Raw genomic sequence first — 16296 nt, 5'->3', positions numbered from 1 at the left:
GCATCCTGCTCGACCTGTCGTTCAATGTACTGACATCGCAACCAATTGCTTATTTGCCAGCGCCACTGACCATACTAATCAACACAGTTATTTATGCACGCGACAGTATGTTTTAATTAATTTCCCGACTAAAAACCAACAACTATCAGACCTGCATTATCAACCCCAACTTCTTCGCCATGGCAACTGCCTGTGTACGCCGTTCCACACCCAACTTACTGTGAATGCGCCGGGCATGGGTTTTCACCGTATGCAACGAAATGAACAACTGCTCGGCAATTTGCTGATTGGAACTGCCCTGGGCAATCAGGCCGAGCACTTCCAGTTCCCGAATACTCAGCAGGCTGGCATCCAGGGCCCGCGCGGTCACCGTCTCCTCGCCTTGTAAACGACTGATCAGGCTCGGCTGACGCAAGTTCAAATCACGCAATGCCTGTTGCCCCTGACAACGTTTGACCAACGCCAGTCCGGCCTCCAGTGCTGCGTGGGCCATGTCCGGTTCACCCGTCAGGTCCGCCACTTCGCAGATGGCCAATTGCAGCTCCGTTTCCAGCGCCACCATGGCGTGTTGTTGCGCGTGCTCGAGTAACGCCTTGAGTCGATCCAGTGGACGTTGCACCAGTTGCAGTTGAGTCTCGGCCAACACCAACTGGTATTCGATACGCGCAATCAGTTGCAGTGTAGCCGGCGGTGCCTGGCGCGCGTGGGCCCCGCGGTAATGACGCAAGACCCGGGTCAGCGCCTCCCGCGCCAGCTCCGGTCGCCCTTGTTGCAGCCAGAAATGACTGCTGATTTGCAGCAGCACGCCGCGATAAACAGTGTCGGGGATCTGCCGTTGCTGCATCAACCGTTCGGCCTCGCGCAGACGATCAAATGCTTGGGCGTAATCACGTTCATTGGCCGCCAGTTGCGCCTGCCCGAGAAACCCGTACAACACGTGTTTGTCCTGACTGTGCAGGCAGTCATCAAGGCCCGCCTGGAAACATTCACCGGCCAATTCATCCTGGCCCTGGCAGAGGGCCAACCGCCCACGCCGCAAGGCGATTCGTCCCAGCAACGGCATCGGTCGATCAGCCTGCCGTCCGAGCATTTCATGGATGTCGGCCAGCAACTGCCCCGCTCGCCGCGGTGCACCACGCTGTTCCAGCAACTGTGCATGATCGAGTTCAAGCAAGCCTTCAAACAGCAACGAACCTTGTGCCCGCGCCAAGCACAGTGCGTCACGATTGAAGGCCTGAGCGGCATCGAGGTCGGCGTTGAGCAGCGCTTGCTGGGTCAACCCGGACAGACACAGCAACCGTGCGGGCCACGCCTCCGCCGCCAGTTCGTCCAGTGCCTCGATAAAATGAGCCCGTGCCGCCGGCAGGCGCCCCTGCAAATGCAGCAACCAACCCTGTTGCGCCTGCCAACGCGCCAGCAGTTGCCGTTGCAAGGATGCCGTCGGTTGCGGGGCAAATCGGGACAGTTGCCCGATGCAGGCAGCCGCCTGCTCGAAACGCCCGGCAAACAGCAATGCTGCAGTGATCAACCCCACCCGTTGCGGCGTGCCCAGGGTCAACTGTTCACCCAGTTGCTCGTGCAGCTTGAGTAACCAGCTGACGTTCTGACGCTTGAATAGATGCTCAAAACTGAAGTGTTGCAACAGACTGACCGCGACCTCATGCTCTTGCGCCAGCAACGCCTGCTCGAAGGCCCCCTGCCAGTCTTCTTCGGCGCTGAACCATTGGCACGCGCGGCGATGCCAGGATCGCCCGGCCGGGGTCGGTTCTTCACGCATCTCCCTGGCCAGTGGTTCGAAGACCCGCAACCACTCGACGGAGTCTTCCCATGGTTCAATGAAGCAGCCCATGTCCTGCAACGCGTGTAGCCACTGCGCGCCCTCACCCGTACCGAAAAGATGCTCGCACAAGCTGGCGTTGAACCGTGGCAGATGAACCAGCACCTTCCAGACCTCGACCAACTCCGGCGGCAAGGTGTTGAACAACTCGTGTTGCAGATAATCGAGCAATGTCGCCGAACGCCCTTGCTCACCCGACCACGGACAACCATTGAGCAACGCGATCCGCACGCCAGCGCACCAGCCACCGCTGCGCTGAACCACCCTTTTGGCGGTTTGTGCCGCCAGGGTCGGCTCGACATGACCGAGCAACTGCCCGACCTCGGCCTCGTTAAACGCCAGCGTCCGGCCCTCGCACTCGTACAACTCATCATCGAGCAGCAGCCGCGGCCAGTTGCAGGGTGGTCGTCGACGGGAACTCATCCACCAGGTCAGTGCCGGGCTGGCGACGGCCAACAGGCGATCGAGCATCCGGTCGAGTTCCGGATTGGGTGCCCGGCAGTAATCATCGATAAACAGCCAGACCGGCGCCTGTAATCGGGCCAGATGCGCCAGCAGCCCGGGCTCATCCGTCGAGGGCAGGCCCAGCGCTTGCGTCAGGCGCAACAGAAAATCGACTGTGCTCAAGGACGCCCCCGCCAGCGGCAGCCAACAGACCCGGAAGTGTTCCGGCGCCCGTAGCAGGCATTCGGTGAGCAACGCGCTCTTGCCACTACCGGCCGGTGCGCAAAGCAACTTCACCCGCGCGGTCGAAACCAGCATGGGCTCGATCAGCCGCTCGCGGGACAAATGATGGGACGACAGTCGGGGCAGAAAGCCAGGGCGGTCCAGACAGTGCGTCATTGCAGTCATTGTGGTGCGCCTTTTTTATAATTCTGGCGCCACCCTAGCCCCCTCCCGAGCGCTTGTTGAAGAAGTATTCAACACACTGATCGACCGCTATAAAAAAGGTGACCGCAAAGTCACCCTTTTGTGTAGGAGCCTGTAGGAAACCTACCGAACCCCCGTGCTACGCAAGGCTGCTGGCGTGTAGTCCCCCGCTTTTGCATCGATGTTGAATTCGAAGCTGCGCTTCTCTTCGTTCTTCATTCCCAAGGCGATATAGCGGCCGGCGATCAGGTCATACAGCGCTTCGACGGTATAGGCCGGAACCTGGTGATCGTAGTAGAACTGGGCATGCCCTTCGGCGACACGCCAGAGCTGGCCACGCCCGTCGTAGTGGTCGGCCAGCGCCACTTGCCAGCTGTCTTCATCGATGTACATGTGGCGCTTGGCGTACACGTGCCGTTCGCTCGGCTTGACCGTGGCGACAACCTCCCAGACCCGGTGCAACTCATAGCGAGTCAGGTCCTGATTGATGTGCCCGGCCTTGATCACATCGGTGTACTTGAGGTCTGGCGAGTCGAGCTTGTAGCTGTTGTAAGGGATGTACATCTCCTTCTTGCCGATCAGTTTCCAGTCGTAGCGATCCGGCGCGCCGGAAAACATGTCGAAGTTGTCGGTGGTGCGCAGGCCGTCGGATGAGGTGCCGACGCCGTCATAAGCGACCTGTGGCGCACGCCGTACCCGGCGCTGGCCTGCGTTGTAGATCCAGGCCTTGCGCGGCTCCTTGACCTGGTCGAGGGTCTCGTGGACCAGCAACACGTTGCCCGCCAGCCGCGCCGGCGCGGTCACTTCCTGCTTGAAGTAGTTGAGGACGTTATCGTCGCTGCCCGGTTTCAGATCGCTGAGCAACGACGGCACGGCGACCTCGTCCTTGAAGCGGATCACGGTGAAGTCGCCATTGGACTGCGGTGTCGCCTGGGTGATGGTGCGGCGCAGATTGCCGCCGTGGTAACGAGTGACATGGTTCCAGATCACTTCCACGCCATTCTTCGGGATCGGGAACGCGTAGTAGCGATTGCCGGTGAAGTTGGCCAGACCGTTACCGTCGTTGATCGGTGTTACGTTCAGTGCACTGCGCTTGGCCGACTCATAGATTTCTGCCGGTAACGCCACGGTGCGATGGCTGGGATAGACCGGAATCCTGTAAGTCTCTGGATAGCGCTTGAACATCGCGATCTGGCCGTCGGAGAGCTTGTCCTTGTACTTGTCGACGGTCGCCGCGGTGATCACGAACAAGGGTTTTTCGTTGGCGAACGGGTCGGCCAGGAAACCTTTGCTATCCACCGCGCCAGCGTTTTTCGAGATGCCGCCGGTCCAGGCCGGAATCGAGCCATCGGCATTGCCGGTCTTCTCGGCACCGAGCGGTGTAAGGCTGGTGCCGAGCTTGCTGGCTTCTTCCGGCGACACCGCGGCCATCACATTGGCGGCCAGCAGACTCAGGGCCAGAACGGTGCCCAATTGCAGAATCATCTTGCGCATTGAATTCATCCTTTTCAGCCAGATCAGAAGTTCACACCAAAGCTCAACGCCACGAAGTCACGGTCGGTGAGGACGTTGTAGTTCCCGCCGAAAAAGTCGGTGTAACTGAGGCTCGCGGTGTAGGTGTTGCGATAGTCCGCATCGACACCGAGGCTGATCGCCTTGGCGCCTTCGTTGAACAGACCGTTGGGGCCATAGCCAGAGACATCGTGGGACCACGAGAGGTTGGGCCTGACGTTGATCCCGGCGATGAGGTTGTTGTAGTCGAGGATGGCCCGGCCGCGATAACCCCATGAAGTCGAGGTCACGAAGCCGCCGGTGTCGCCGCCGAAACCATATTGGCCATACACCGAGTCGCGGCCGTAGCGCAGTTTGGTGCGCGACTCCAGACCACCGACCCGAACCACTGCGGCCTCGCCCACCAGGGTCAGACGATCCGCACCGGCGACCTGATCGATGAAGTGCGTCAGGGTGCTCTGGATCTGCGTCACTTCCTTGCGGCGATAACCCTTGTTGTCAGCCCCGGGGGACGTGGCGATGGGCGATGCCGCACCACCCGCGATCGGATTGAGCATGGCCAGGGTCAGGTCATTGGTGTTGACCTGCACCGGGAGGTTGGGGCGGTAGCTGATTTCCCCGTTCCACGCGGTGCCGGTGGATAAGGTGGTGGAGAAGCTCGCGCCGTAGAGGCGGATGTCCTCCGGGTATTCGAGGTAATACTGGCCGCGACCGAGCATCACACTTTGGGCCAGGCCCGAACCGCTGCCGGGGGCGATGCGGTTGGCGGCGGCAACGATCCCCGGAATGCTTGCCAGCGTACTGAGGCCGGCGGTGGTGGTCCCGACATTCGGCGAACGGCTGTGGTAGTTCATGAAGTACAGGCCGTACTCGGTGTCGTCCCCCAGCCAGCGCAACGCCGTACCCCACTGCCCGGAATCCCGGGCATCGCGGTCGCCGCCACGGGGAACGATCACCCCCTCCTTGCTGACCTCGAAGCCCTGGCCAAAAGCAGCCGCAATCGGCTGCAGCGGTGCGATGGCCGGGTTGGCGACGGTGTAGCCCTTGTTGCAGCCGTCCGCCACCACATCGACACCAAAGAAAGTGCCGCAGTTATCGACGACCGTCTGGTCCCATTCCAGTTGATAGAAGCCTTCCACGGTCAACTTATCCGTCAGACCCTGGGAGGCGAACAGCATGTTGACCGGGATCAGGCCTTCCTTGATCTCGGCGCCAGGACGACGGAACGCGGACACGTCAACCGGATTGATGCTGTTGATCGAGTTGCCGATGAACGTGCTCTCGCCCCAACTGACCACCTGCTTGCCGGCGCGGACCGTGCCCGGCAAATCGGCGAGGGAGTAGTTGTGATAGACGAAAGCGTCGAGGATTTGTCCGCCTGAAGACTTGGCGCCTTCTTTGCGGTTGTGATCGCTGATGTCCTTGAATGGGCGGCTTTCATCCTTGAGTTCAAAGTCGTACCAGTACTTGCCACGCACAAACCCACCGGTGTCGCCGTACTTCAGTTCGAGGTCGTGAATACCCTTGAAGATCTTCGAGAAGGTTTCACCCTTCTTGAAATTCAATCGCCCGTCGTCGCCGGTCGAAGACTGGCCGGAACCGCCGTTGACGGTGCCCACCAGCGCGCTATCCGCATCACGCATGCCCCAGCTCGCGCCGACCGACAGCGAGGAGTCGAATGTCCCCTCGATTTCCCCGATGTTGAACGAAATGGCCTGCGTCTGGGCACAGCAACCCAAGGCGACCGCAGCCGCCAGCGCCTGTGGTGTGAAGATGGCGCGCATTGTTGTTTTTGTCATGCGTCTTCCCCGGTGAGTGACAGAAGGCCTCACCCTACTGCCGGGCATCGGGGCCGATAAGCGCACCAAGGAGGTATTCGTGGTGTACCTCTAAAGGATGACTGGTACAGGTCATCACCCGGACGACGAGCAGCCGAATCCTGACTGTTGCCGGGGCTGCAACAGTGCATGTCCGTAATTGGTATTTTTCCTACGACACCAAGGGCTTATTCTTGTCTGGCTGTCACGGTAAACCACCGCAGGCACCCTGTACCGGCCTGCACCGTGACTGAAAGATTTCAGATGAATTGAAGATTCGGTTCATCACCCCGTGTTCACTGACGTTGATTTGTAGCTCCTGATCCAACGTCTTACTTTGGCCGCTGCGTTTGCAGCGGCCTTTTTTATGGGCGATGGTTCTTGATGAGTAACGGCTGCCAGTCGGTAACCCCTGACCATACAGTCAAACTTTCGCATTCCTACATTTCTTTCAGAAAGCGCCTACAAGCATAGGTAAACACCAAAAGCACTCGAGTCATTAAGTTGAACAGCAAGTCGGCGAACGACTTTTATCTTCGTACGGCTTCAAACTTACTTATTGCGAGTGCAACAATGAAACCCATCATCTACAACCACTATCGCTCAACCAAAAGTTTCAACAGTCGAATACGCTTTCTGATTCTTCACTACACGGCCGCAGACTTTGCGAACTCTGTCAGTGCCCTGACCGGCCCGAATGTCAGCGCGCACTATCTGGTTCCAGATATCACGGACCCCAGCTACCTGAAAGCCGGCTATACCGGGCAGGAAGTTTTCAACCTGGTGGATGAAATCCATCGTGCGTGGCACGCGGGTGTCAGTCAGTGGGGCAGCCGCAGCAATCTGAATGACACGTCCATCGGCATTGAAGTCGTCAACCTGGCGACCGACAACAAAGGCGACTTCACCTTTCCGCCGTATCACCCTGAGCAGATTGCTGCGATTGAACAACTGGCGCTGAATATACTCATGCGTTACCCGGATATCACGCCGACCCAAGTTCTGGGCCACTCCGATGTTTCGATCGGCCGCAAAAGTGACCCGGGACCGATGTTTCCCTGGCGGGAGCTTTACTTGAAAGGTGTCGGCGCCTGGTTCGATGAAAGCACTCGGGACGAGTATCTGCGCCAATACAACACATCCGGCACTCCAGCCCGAAGCGAATTGCTGGGACTGTTCAAATCCTATGGATACGATGTTTCGGGCGCGTCAACGGACGGCGGCTTTCAACAGTTGGTGCGGGCATTCCAGATGCATTTTCGCCCGGAAAACTTCGATGGAAAAATGGATGCACAGACAGCCGCCAATTTGAAGTCGTTGGTTGTCAAATACTTCCCCGGCTGACCCTTGGCAAACGGCTTTGCAGCCGACAATGCAACAACCGGCAAGGTCAGTCAATGTGGCCTTGCCGGCGCTATCAGAGCGAATACCTCTGCAAATTCCCCATCATTTCCTTCAGCGCTTCGATGTTGTCCTTCGGATGCGCCGCGCCTTCGAAGTCGCAAATCTGCTGCCAGTGCGCCGCCACGTCTTCCGGGGAGAAACCGGCCCGTGGATCGAAGCCGATGCCGAGGCTGCGCTCCCAGCGGACCTTGCCCATCCAGCCGCCGCCGACTTCAAACAAACCGGAGGTTTCCTCGCAGTTCTCGCTGGCCAGGTACACCACCAGCGGGCTGACCAGTTCCGGCTTGAGCTGCTCGAAGACCTGCGGCGGGATCAGGCCTTCGGTCATGCGCGTGCCACCGGTGGGGGCGATGGCGTTGACCAGGATGTTGTTCTTGCGGCCTTCGATGGCCAGGGTGCGCGTCAGGCCGTAGAGACCGAGCTTGGCCATGCCGTAGTTGGACTGGCCGAAGTTGCCATAGATGCCCGAGGTCGACGCAGTGAAAATCACCCGGCCGTAGTTCTGCTCGCGCATGTGCGGCCAGGCGGCACGGGTGACTTTGTAGGCACCTTCGACGTGGACGCGGTAAACCAGGTCCCAGTCGGCGTCATCCATTTTGTGGAAGGTCTTGTCACGCAGGATCCCGGCGTTGTTGACCACCACGTCGACGCGACCGAAGACGTCCAGGGCGTGCTGGACCAGTTTGTCACCGTCAGTGACCGAGTCATGGTTGGCTTCGGCAATGCCGCCAGCCTCGCGGATCTCCGCGACCACGCGGTCAGCGGCCGAGGCATTGGCGCCTTCGCCCTGGGCCGAGCCGCCAAGATCGTTGACCAGTACCTTGGCGCCCTGCCTGGCGAACAGAAGTGCATGCGTCCGTCCCAGACCGCCACCGGCTCCGGTGATGATCACGACTTTATCTTCGAAGCGCACAGACTCATTCATGGGGGGACTCCAGCAGGCCAATGGACAGTGAGTCCGAGTTTCAGGCACGGCGCAGCGGGTCACAATGAACACGGGGGAGGCTGAATGGTGCGCGATAAGGCTGGGGGATGATTGATAGAGAAAATGGACACGAAACCCTGTGGCGAGGGGGCTTGCCCCCGTTGGGCTGCGCAGCGGCCCCAAACCATACAGCGCAGTGATTCAGGTATAACGCGTTTAGCAGGTTTACGACTGCCTCGCAGCCGAACGGGGGCAAGCCCCCTCGCCACAACAGTTCACTTTAAGGTTCAGGAACATGCCACCTTGCGCGGCGGCAAGAGCAATTGATCGCGAAACGCCAGGTAGTGCTTAAGCACCTCGCCGGGGGCCTCGATCTGCGGGTAGTGGCCAATGTCGGGCAACACCACTGTGTCCGCATCCGGGATCAGCTCCCGGTAACGCTCGACCATGTGCACGCCGGAGACCGGATCGACCCCGCCATCGATCACTCGCAGCGGCACTTCACCGCGTTGCATCGCGCTCACCCAGCGGTTGCGCCAGACGCGTCGCTCCGGGATGTAGGCGATCAATTTGTGCATGATCCGTGGCCCACGCTGGCTTTCGACCAGACTCCAGAAATCATCCATCTGGCTTTCACTGGGACGGGTTTGCGGACCGAAAATCTGCCGAAAGCTTCTCACCAAGCCTTCACGACTGAAGGCGCGGCCAATCATCCAGCCCAAAGGACTGAGCAAGAGTTTTTGCATCAGTAGCGGGTGGTGGGTTTCCGGAAACAGCCCGCCGTTGAGAAACACGCAACTGGCCAGTTCCAACCGCGATTCGTAATGCCGGGCCAGCAGTTCCTGGGCCACGCTGTCGCCATAATCGTGGGTGAGCAGGTGCACTGGCTGTTCGACATTCAGGTGTTCAAGCAGTGCCTGTTGCAGATCCGCTTGCTCCAGCAGGCTGTATTCGTGATTCACCGGTTTGGACGAATCGCCGAAGCCCAGCATGTCGCAAGCGATCACGCGAAAACGCTGGGTCAATGGCTGCCACAGGTAATGCCAGTCCCAACTGGCGGAAGGAAAGCCGTGAATGAGCAACAGCGGCTCGCCCTGTCCTGCTGTCCAGTAACGGATGCTCTGGCCACGGAACACGAACGTCTGGCTGCGTTTGCGCCAGACACACAGGGGGATCTCGGCGAGTTCCATTAGAGTTTATAACCCGGGTCCAGTTTATCGAGTTTGCGCAGCAGCGCCGGCCAGGCCAGCGCTCCGCCCATTCCTTGAGCACTTCGGGTGACACCCGCGATCATGGCTTTGGCGCCGGCCAGAATCTGCGGTTCGATGGCGATCAGTTCAGCGGCACCGTTTTGCGCCATGACCTGAATGTCGCAGGCACGCTGAAAGGTGAACATCATCAGGAACGTATCGGCGATGGTGCTGCCGCAGGTCAGCAGACCGTGGTTGTGCAACATCAGGAAATTGTTTTCACCGAGGTCGGCCTGCAGACGCACTTTCTCTTCATGGTTGAGCGCCACGCCTTCGTAGGCATGGTAGGCCAGGCTGGAAAGCACGAACAACGACTGTTGGCTTATCGGCAGAACGCCCTGCTTCTGTGCGGACACCGCCACCCCCGAAGCCGTGTGGGTATGGAGCACGCAGACGACATCGTGACGAACTTCATGCACCGCGCTGTGGATGGTGTAGCCCGCCGGATTGATCTCGTAAGGACTGTCCATCAGCTTGTTGCCGGCCTGATCTACCTTGACCAGGCTCGACGCGGTAATTTCGTGAAACATCAACCCGAACGGGTTGATCAGGAAATCTTCGGTGCCGGGCACCTTGGCGGAGATATGGGTGAAGATCAGGTCATCCCAGCCATGTTGGGCGACCAGGCGATAACAGGCCGCCAGATCGACGCGGGTCTGCCACTCGGCAGCACTGACCTGGTCTTTGACACTGGGTGGCGATTGGACGGGAGCGACGGTCACGGCAAGAAGCCTCGATGTTTTTATTATGGAGTGTTTCCTATGTTTACCGAGTCTAGTCAGCCCTTGAGGTTCGTGTAGTTGCGTTGGCAGCCAGCTTGATGGCCCAGCGGGTCAGCCGCCCTGCTGCCCTGGATCCATGTCAAATGACCGGCGTCAGCAAAGGTCTGACAGGCAGCTTTCAGCGCACTGTCAGATCCCTGACTGCCGTTGGTACCGGGGCAACGCTCAGTCGCGCAGTGCGCTGATCAGGTCCGCCAGCCAAGGCTCGGCGTCCGTCTCAGGGGTCACGCTTTCACTGGCATCCAGGCGCAGCATCGGCAGTACTTCGCGAATGCCCAGTTCACCGAACAATTCGCGCATCTGCTCGCCGCCGCCACAAAAAGTATCGCCATAGCTCGCATCGCCCAACCCGATCACCGCGCCCGGCAAACCGCGCCAGGCTGCTGGCAATTGGTCACGAATGCTCGAATACAGCGGTTGCAGGTTGTCCGGCAGCTCACCCATGCCGGTAGTGGAGGTCACCGCCAGAAAGGCTTCGGGGCCAAACGCCTGGACGTCGGCGAGGGTCGCTCGGGGGTTGTGCCAGGTTTCGAAACCGGCGGCTTTCAACAGGCTGGCGGCGTGGCGGGCAACTTCTTCGGCCGTGCCGTACACCGAGCCGGAAATGATGGCGACTTTCATCAATCTGATCCTGAATCCGAGTAAAAGACCCGGATATTAACAGCACGGTCGTGATAGTTCTTTTAGAATGCAATCGACAATCAATCAGGAAAGGATACTCCGATGATTAATGCACAGCTGCTGCAAATGGTGATCAATGCCTCCAATGACGGTATCGTGATTGCCGAAAAGGAAGGCGATCAGGACAAAATCCTCATTTACGTCAACCCCGCGTTCGAACGCCTGACGGGGTACTCCAGTGAAGAAATCCTCTATCAGGATTGTCGCTTCCTGCAGTCGGGGGACCGCGATCAGGAAGCCCTGCCGCTGATTCGCGATGCATTGAACCGTGAAGGATCCTGCCGGGAAATACTGCGCAACTACCGCAAGGACGGCACACCGTTCTGGAACGAATTGTCCCTTTCAACGGTGAAAAATCCGGCGGACGGGCAAACCTATTTTGTCGGTGTGCAGAAAGACGTCACCGCGCAGGTCAAGGCGCAACAGCGCGTGGCACAGCTGGAGGGGCAGTTGGCTGAACTTCAGGCCGAGCTTGCCGCGCTCAAGGCGACGAACGGCGCAAACGAAATTCAGAATTAATGGTCAGTAACTACAATCACCAATGACTTTGTAACTATATCTTTCGAGCTGGCCATGCAACGCGACGCGCTCCTGACCCAGGATGAGCTGGATTTCATCCACACCATGCAACACAACCCGCAACTCAATGTGCGGGACGCGACGTCGAGCCTGCTCGTCAACGGTGGTTCGCAAATCCGTGACCTGCTCACCCGCCTGGCGGCCCATGAGCAGGTCACCATTCAAGCCAGCTTCGAAAACCAGCAAATGACCTTCCCCCTGCACCTGGTGGAAGACGAGTTCCATGCGCTGCATTTGCGTCTCGGCGTGCCAAGCATCTATGAAGACGGGCCGATGGTCCGGCCTTGGCGCCTGGTGCTGGACGAACCGGTAGCCCTGGAAAACGCCAAGGGTCAACCCGGCACCCTGTGGGTACACGAAGTGTCGTGTAAAGGGGTTTTGCTGGAAGCTCGCAACAAGACCAAACCGCCGAAGCATTTCGCCTTGTGGTTCAGCCCCTCAGGCTACGAGCGGATTGCCTTGCGCGGCACCTTCGAGAAAGAAAACGAAAAGGGCTTCTACGCCTATCAACTGAGCCAGAGCGATACGGACGAAACCGAGCGCCTGCGCCAGTTCATCCTGCAACAGCATCGTTTGACTCATCCTGCGCTGCATCTCTGAACCTCAAGTATCCAGAGTACCCGCCAGGAACTGCTTCAGACGCTGGCTCATAACCTCCCCTTCATTGCCCAGGCAACCGATCGATGACCCGGCCAGGCTTTCCTGTACCAGGTCGCAAGCATCGCCGGCCAACAACAATCGGCACTCCAGACTCGTGGCCAGGCGATTCAGGCGCCGCGGCAACTCGGGAGCCGGCACATGATTGGAAAACAGCACCAGCGCCAAGGGTTTGATCCTTTCACACATCAGCGCCAGTTCCTCGAATGGCTGGCCCATGTTCAGCACGCGAACGGCCACTGGCCCGGAACTCAGGAACAGGGCGGCGACCAGCAGTTCCAGTTCCCGGCACTGGCCAACCAGGGCACAGATGACCACGCGACGCGGCTGTTTTTCGCGAATCAACAACAAACGCTGCACCACCCGGGAACGCAGAAAGCCATCCAGGAACAGCCACTCGCTGGTTCCACCGAACTGGTCCTGGCGTTGCAATAACTGCTTCCAGATGGGCATCAGAATGTCCTGAAACACCACCGGCAGGGAGTAACTGGAAAAGATCTGACCGTAGACCTGCTCCAGCCGAATGTCGTCAAACCCGTTGACCGCAGCAAGCACCTGCTGCCGCCACTGCGCGTAATCGGCTTCCACAAGACTGTTGGGGATGATGTGCGACAACGGCTGGAGCGGCTCGGTCCTGGCCAGGATCTTGCCGATCTTGCTGACGGCAACCCCGCGCTCGATCCAGCCGAGGATGCTGTGGACACGCTCGATATCGGACATCGAATACAGGCGATGCCCACTATCGGTGCGTGTTGGAACAATCAGGCCATATCGTCGTTCCCAGGCTCGAAGCGTGACCGGGTTGACACCTGTCAGTCGCGCCACCTCGCGAATAGGGAAGAGTTCTTCCTGTTCAAGAGCGACGGCCTGCGTGGAGCCTGAAGCAACGTCTGTAAGTATGGGCATCCTGTTGAAACATCTCTGTATCGTCCGAGCGTTATTTTAACGCCCCTGCCCCGTAAAGTTTCCGTAAAAAATCGATGCAATGAATGAGCGGATAAACGTCGCAGACGCCACGGGCGGAATCAGGAATAATCCTTGCTTGTTTCGAGTCGCAGCCCACCACCCCGGCGCTGTGCCTGGCGAAGTTCCTATCCGGAGCGACGCAAATGCCTTACGGAGATACACAATGTCTACCCCACCCGTCACGCTGATGGTTGCGCGCCGCGTTGCCAATGGACGTTACCAGGACCTGATTGCCTGGCTGCGCGAAGGCGAACAACTGGCCACCGATTTTCCCGGTTATCTCGGCTCCGGTGTGCTCGCTCCGCCGCCCGAGGACGACGAATTCCAGATCATTTTCCGCTTCGCCGACGAACAGACCCTGCACGCCTGGGAGCATTCGGCCTCGCGCACTACCTGGCTGGCACGTGGCAGCGACCTGTTCGCCCACCCGACAGAACATCGGGTCAGCGGCATCGAGGGTTGGTTCGGCGCCGTCGGTCAACGCCCGCCGCGCTGGAAACAGGCCGTGGCAATCTGGCTGGCGTTCTTTCCGGTCTCGCTGCTGTTCAACTTTGTGCTGGGACCGCTGCTGAGCGAGATGGCGCTGCTGCCCCGCGTGTTCGTCAGCACCCTGTGCCTGACGCCGTTGATGGTGTATTTCTTCATCCCCCTGTCGACCCATGCGCTTGCAGACTGGCTGCATAAAAAAACCCAATCACCCTCATTGACGGTCAATTCGGTCAGCGATCACTAGCGTTTCTTTCGTTCATCGATCTACAGACCGATAACATCGGGATCGCAACGGGCGGGAGAAGCTGGCCGCTAGCGGGAAAACTTCAGTTATGCTGCACGCATTTAGCCCGTGCATAGACCTACTGAAGCTGATCGCACAACTATGAATAGTCCAATACTTGTCACCGGTACCAGCAAGCGCGTCGGCCTCCAACTTGCCACTACTCTGGCGGAGGCCGGCAATACCGTTATCTGCGTCAGCCGCTCCTTAAACCCAGTGACACCGCACCCGAACATGTTGCCGTTCCAAGCAAACCTTGAGCTCCAGAGCGATCGCGAGGCGCTGATCGCATACATCAAAACCAATTTCGACAGTTTGCGGGCGGTGATCCACAACGCGTCTCTGTGGCTCGACGATGGCCTGGAAAATCTGAACAGCATGTTCAAGCTTCATGTCGAGGCGCCCTATCATTTGAACCTGGAACTTGGCGAGCATCTGCTGCGGCTGGAAAGATCCGACATCATCCATATCTGCGACGAAACCTCAACACGGGGTAGCAAGAGCCATATCGGATATGCGGCCACCAAGTCGGCACTGCAAAACATGGTGTTGTCTTTCGCAGAGAAATACGCCCCCACGATCAGGGTGAACGCCATTCTTCCCGGCCTGCTCATCCTCAAGGAAAACAGCACTCAGGAATACTCCCAGCGGACCTTGAAGAAAGCCCTTCTCGAGTTTGAGCCCGGCGCACAACCGTTGATCGACGCCGTCATGTTCTTGCTCAACACCAACTACAGCACTGGAACCAGCGTCGTCATTAATGGCGGGCGCCACATCAAGAAAGGAATCATCAATGATTGACTCGAAAAAGCTGATCTATCTGCCGCGCTGGATAAAAATGACCATTGTTTCAGCGTTGACGCTGTGTCTGTTGGCCGCGGTTTATGTGTCTTTGTCCTTTGTCGGTGTTCCCGATCACAGCGACTGGATCCTGTTGTCCTTGTCGCTGGCACAACTGGCAGCCACCGCACTGGTCATCAGCCTGATACTGATTTTTGGCGAGCGCGAGGCCAACCTGCACTACCTGATCAGCAAGACCGAAACGCTGCTGCTCAAAAACATGCCGAAAACCCTGGCTAACATCGAAGATTCGCATGGGCAAAAACTTGAAGTCGCGGTATCTGCGATCAACAACATCTTTGGTGCCAACTATCGTCTGCACAACAAAAATACCAAAACCAAAATGTGGGTCGGCTTCAATGTTGACCGGATCATCGTTGCCTACTTCCTGAAAACCACTGAGTCGGTAGAGACCATCAAGGACATCTTCCAGTACACCTTCGGCGGTGCAGAGTCGGTGGGTTACAAAGTCAATTTCGAGCAAGCCACTATCAAAAACTCCGGCGAGCAAGTGCTGTCCATCTGGTGCACATGGCCAGGTATGCAGGATGGCACTAACATTTCCACTGACCTGCTCAACAGTCCGGATAAGAAACTGTTCATCATTCAGGACATCGCAATGATGACGCAGTCGTTCATCCGGACTGCCGAACGCAACTCGGTGAACATCTTTACCGACGCCGACCCCGCGCCTTTATAGTCCCGTCCTTTCAATAACTTTGCCTCATAGCGTGCGAGAGCCCCCATGACCGATCAACAACGCCTGGAACTCGAAGCCGCCGCCTTTCGCCGGCTGGTGGCCCACCTGGACAGCCGCAAGGATGTGCAGAACATCGACCTGATGAACCTCTCGGGTTTTTGCCGCAACTGCCTGTCCAAGTGGTACAAGGCGGCGGCCGACGACCGCCAGATCGAGGTCAGCCTCGACGAAGCCCGCGAAGTGGTTTACGGCATGCCGTACGCCGAATGGAAAGCCCAATATCAGCAAGAAGCCAGCGCCGACCAGCAAGCGGCGTTCGCCAAAGGAAAACCCAATGAGTGATTTGAACACCCTGCGCGCCAGCCTCAAGACCGGCGATCATGCCTTCGCCGACACCCTGGCGTTTATTGCCGCCGGTTACGACTACCAGCCCCAGGCCTTCAACAACGGTGGAGTCGAAAACGCGGCCGGGCAGAACGAAGGTTCGTGCAAGACATTGGGTCTGGCGCTGCTCGAAGGCTTGAGCGATGAAGAAGCGCTGCTGGCTTTTGGCGAGCATTACCGTTCGGTTGTTGCCACACCTGAAGGCAGCGATCACGGCAACATCCGGGCGTTGATTACCCATGGACTGGCTGGCGTGAAGTTCGCTCAGCCGCCGCTGACCCGCCGCTGATTCAAATTGTAGGAGCGAGCCTGCTCGCGAA

The 16296-nt window shown here is 58.5% G+C and carries 16 protein-coding genes; 8 read left to right on the top strand and 8 right to left on the bottom strand.

Annotated features, from left to right (window positions below; translation table 11 throughout):
• Window positions 1-145: 145 nt before the first annotated feature.
• The 3 genes from VC35_RS11615 to VC35_RS11605 form a co-directional block, all read right to left on the bottom strand.
• The gene (locus tag VC35_RS11615) at window positions 146-2689 is read right to left on the bottom strand and encodes a LuxR C-terminal-related transcriptional regulator (RefSeq protein ID WP_046040117.1); all 2544 of its coding nucleotides are present in this window, start codon (window positions 2687-2689) and stop codon (window positions 146-148) included.
• Between the two features lie 141 nt (window positions 2690-2830).
• On the bottom strand, window positions 2831-4201 hold the full coding sequence (locus VC35_RS11610) for a DUF1329 domain-containing protein (RefSeq protein ID WP_046040116.1): 1371 nt from the start codon (window positions 4199-4201) through the stop codon (window positions 2831-2833).
• 23 nt (window positions 4202-4224) lie between these two features.
• Complete coding sequence (locus tag VC35_RS11605) at window positions 4225-6018, bottom strand: DUF1302 domain-containing protein (protein ID WP_046040115.1); 1794 nt, start codon at window positions 6016-6018, stop codon at window positions 4225-4227.
• Between the two features lie 591 nt (window positions 6019-6609).
• Between VC35_RS11605 and VC35_RS11600 the strand changes: the two genes are divergently transcribed.
• On the top strand, window positions 6610-7380 hold the full coding sequence (locus VC35_RS11600; protein WP_046040113.1) for an N-acetylmuramoyl-L-alanine amidase: 771 nt from the start codon (window positions 6610-6612) through the stop codon (window positions 7378-7380).
• Window positions 7381-7453: 73 nt separating this feature from the next.
• Here the strand turns inward: VC35_RS11600 and VC35_RS11595 are convergent, their stop codons facing one another.
• From VC35_RS11595 to VC35_RS11580, 4 genes are all read right to left on the bottom strand, one after another.
• Window positions 7454-8365: an SDR family oxidoreductase gene (locus tag VC35_RS11595; RefSeq protein WP_046040111.1), complete on the bottom strand. Its 912-nt coding sequence runs from the start codon at window positions 8363-8365 to the stop codon at window positions 7454-7456.
• 287 nt (window positions 8366-8652) lie between these two features.
• Window positions 8653-9555 (bottom strand): alpha/beta fold hydrolase, encoded by a 903-nt coding sequence (locus tag VC35_RS11590; protein WP_046040109.1) that lies wholly within the window; start codon window positions 9553-9555, stop codon window positions 8653-8655.
• On the bottom strand, window positions 9555-10337 hold the full coding sequence (locus tag VC35_RS11585; protein WP_046040106.1) for a class II aldolase/adducin family protein: 783 nt from the start codon (window positions 10335-10337) through the stop codon (window positions 9555-9557). The genes VC35_RS11590 and VC35_RS11585 overlap by 1 nt, the downstream gene beginning before the upstream one ends.
• Window positions 10338-10562: 225 nt before the next feature.
• Window positions 10563-11018 (bottom strand): flavodoxin, encoded by a 456-nt coding sequence (locus tag VC35_RS11580; RefSeq protein ID WP_046040103.1) that lies wholly within the window; start codon window positions 11016-11018, stop codon window positions 10563-10565.
• A gap of 102 nt (window positions 11019-11120) precedes the next feature.
• Between VC35_RS11580 and VC35_RS11575 the strand changes: the two genes are divergently transcribed.
• Both VC35_RS11575 and VC35_RS11570 read left to right on the top strand, forming a co-directional pair.
• Window positions 11121-11597, top strand: a complete 477-nt coding sequence (locus VC35_RS11575; RefSeq protein ID WP_046040100.1) for a PAS domain S-box protein — start codon at window positions 11121-11123, stop codon at window positions 11595-11597.
• Between the two features lie 54 nt (window positions 11598-11651).
• Window positions 11652-12257, top strand: a complete 606-nt coding sequence (locus tag VC35_RS11570) for a hypothetical protein (RefSeq protein WP_046040099.1) — start codon at window positions 11652-11654, stop codon at window positions 12255-12257.
• Window positions 12258-12260: 3 nt separating this feature from the next.
• Here VC35_RS11570 and VC35_RS11565 read toward each other — a convergent pair whose 3' ends face one another.
• Window positions 12261-13220, bottom strand: coding sequence for a MerR family transcriptional regulator (locus VC35_RS11565; RefSeq protein ID WP_046040098.1), 960 nt, complete (start codon window positions 13218-13220; stop codon window positions 12261-12263).
• Window positions 13221-13443: 223 nt separating this feature from the next.
• On the opposite strand from VC35_RS11565, the gene VC35_RS11560 reads away from it, so the two are divergent.
• The 5 genes from VC35_RS11560 to VC35_RS11540 all read left to right on the top strand — a co-directional run bounded on the left by VC35_RS11560 (window position 13444) and on the right by VC35_RS11540 (window position 16265).
• Complete coding sequence (locus VC35_RS11560) at window positions 13444-14013, top strand: antibiotic biosynthesis monooxygenase (protein ID WP_046040097.1); 570 nt, start codon at window positions 13444-13446, stop codon at window positions 14011-14013.
• 141 nt (window positions 14014-14154) lie between these two features.
• On the top strand, window positions 14155-14853 hold the full coding sequence (gene folM, locus VC35_RS11555; RefSeq protein WP_046040095.1) for a dihydromonapterin reductase: 699 nt from the start codon (window positions 14155-14157) through the stop codon (window positions 14851-14853).
• Window positions 14846-15592, top strand: a complete 747-nt coding sequence (locus VC35_RS11550) for a hypothetical protein (RefSeq protein WP_046040094.1) — start codon at window positions 14846-14848, stop codon at window positions 15590-15592. Before folM ends, VC35_RS11550 begins: the two co-directional genes overlap by 8 nt.
• Window positions 15593-15637: 45 nt before the next feature.
• The gene (locus tag VC35_RS11545; RefSeq protein ID WP_046040093.1) at window positions 15638-15934 is read left to right on the top strand and encodes a DUF1244 domain-containing protein; all 297 of its coding nucleotides are present in this window, start codon (window positions 15638-15640) and stop codon (window positions 15932-15934) included.
• Window positions 15927-16265, top strand: a complete 339-nt coding sequence (locus VC35_RS11540) for a HopJ type III effector protein (RefSeq protein WP_046040091.1) — start codon at window positions 15927-15929, stop codon at window positions 16263-16265. Before VC35_RS11545 ends, VC35_RS11540 begins: the two co-directional genes overlap by 8 nt.
• Window positions 16266-16296: the final 31 nt, after the last annotated feature.

Source organism: Pseudomonas fluorescens (assembly GCF_000967965.1).
Lineage (GTDB): Bacteria > Pseudomonadota > Gammaproteobacteria > Pseudomonadales > Pseudomonadaceae > Aquipseudomonas > Aquipseudomonas grandcourensis.
This window is presented reverse-complemented; position numbering and strand designations above follow the sequence as displayed.

What these genes read in the sequence shown, in the direction of transcription:
- folM (WP_046040095.1), top strand. Translation starts at nt 14,155, where the DNA reads ATGAATAGTCCAATACTTGTCACCGGTACCAGCAAGCGCGTCGGCCTC.
- VC35_RS11590 (WP_046040109.1), bottom strand. Translation starts at nt 9,555, where the DNA reads ATGGAACTCGCCGAGATCCCCCTGTGTGTCTGGCGCAAACGCAGCCAG.
- VC35_RS11545 (WP_046040093.1), top strand. Translation starts at nt 15,638, where the DNA reads ATGACCGATCAACAACGCCTGGAACTCGAAGCCGCCGCCTTTCGCCGG.
- VC35_RS11540 (WP_046040091.1), top strand. Translation starts at nt 15,927, where the DNA reads ATGAGTGATTTGAACACCCTGCGCGCCAGCCTCAAGACCGGCGATCAT.
- VC35_RS11605 (WP_046040115.1), bottom strand. Translation starts at nt 6,018, where the DNA reads ATGACAAAAACAACAATGCGCGCCATCTTCACACCACAGGCGCTGGCG.
- VC35_RS11595 (WP_046040111.1), bottom strand. Translation starts at nt 8,365, where the DNA reads ATGAATGAGTCTGTGCGCTTCGAAGATAAAGTCGTGATCATCACCGGA.
- VC35_RS11550 (WP_046040094.1), top strand. Translation starts at nt 14,846, where the DNA reads ATGATTGACTCGAAAAAGCTGATCTATCTGCCGCGCTGGATAAAAATG.
- VC35_RS11580 (WP_046040103.1), bottom strand. Translation starts at nt 11,018, where the DNA reads ATGAAAGTCGCCATCATTTCCGGCTCGGTGTACGGCACGGCCGAAGAA.
- VC35_RS11600 (WP_046040113.1), top strand. Translation starts at nt 6,610, where the DNA reads ATGAAACCCATCATCTACAACCACTATCGCTCAACCAAAAGTTTCAAC.
- VC35_RS11610 (WP_046040116.1), bottom strand. Translation starts at nt 4,201, where the DNA reads ATGCGCAAGATGATTCTGCAATTGGGCACCGTTCTGGCCCTGAGTCTG.
- VC35_RS11575 (WP_046040100.1), top strand. Translation starts at nt 11,121, where the DNA reads ATGATTAATGCACAGCTGCTGCAAATGGTGATCAATGCCTCCAATGAC.
- VC35_RS11570 (WP_046040099.1), top strand. Translation starts at nt 11,652, where the DNA reads ATGCAACGCGACGCGCTCCTGACCCAGGATGAGCTGGATTTCATCCAC.
- VC35_RS11615 (WP_046040117.1), bottom strand. Translation starts at nt 2,689, where the DNA reads ATGACTGCAATGACGCACTGTCTGGACCGCCCTGGCTTTCTGCCCCGA.
- VC35_RS11565 (WP_046040098.1), bottom strand. Translation starts at nt 13,220, where the DNA reads ATGCCCATACTTACAGACGTTGCTTCAGGCTCCACGCAGGCCGTCGCT.
- VC35_RS11560 (WP_046040097.1), top strand. Translation starts at nt 13,444, where the DNA reads ATGTCTACCCCACCCGTCACGCTGATGGTTGCGCGCCGCGTTGCCAAT.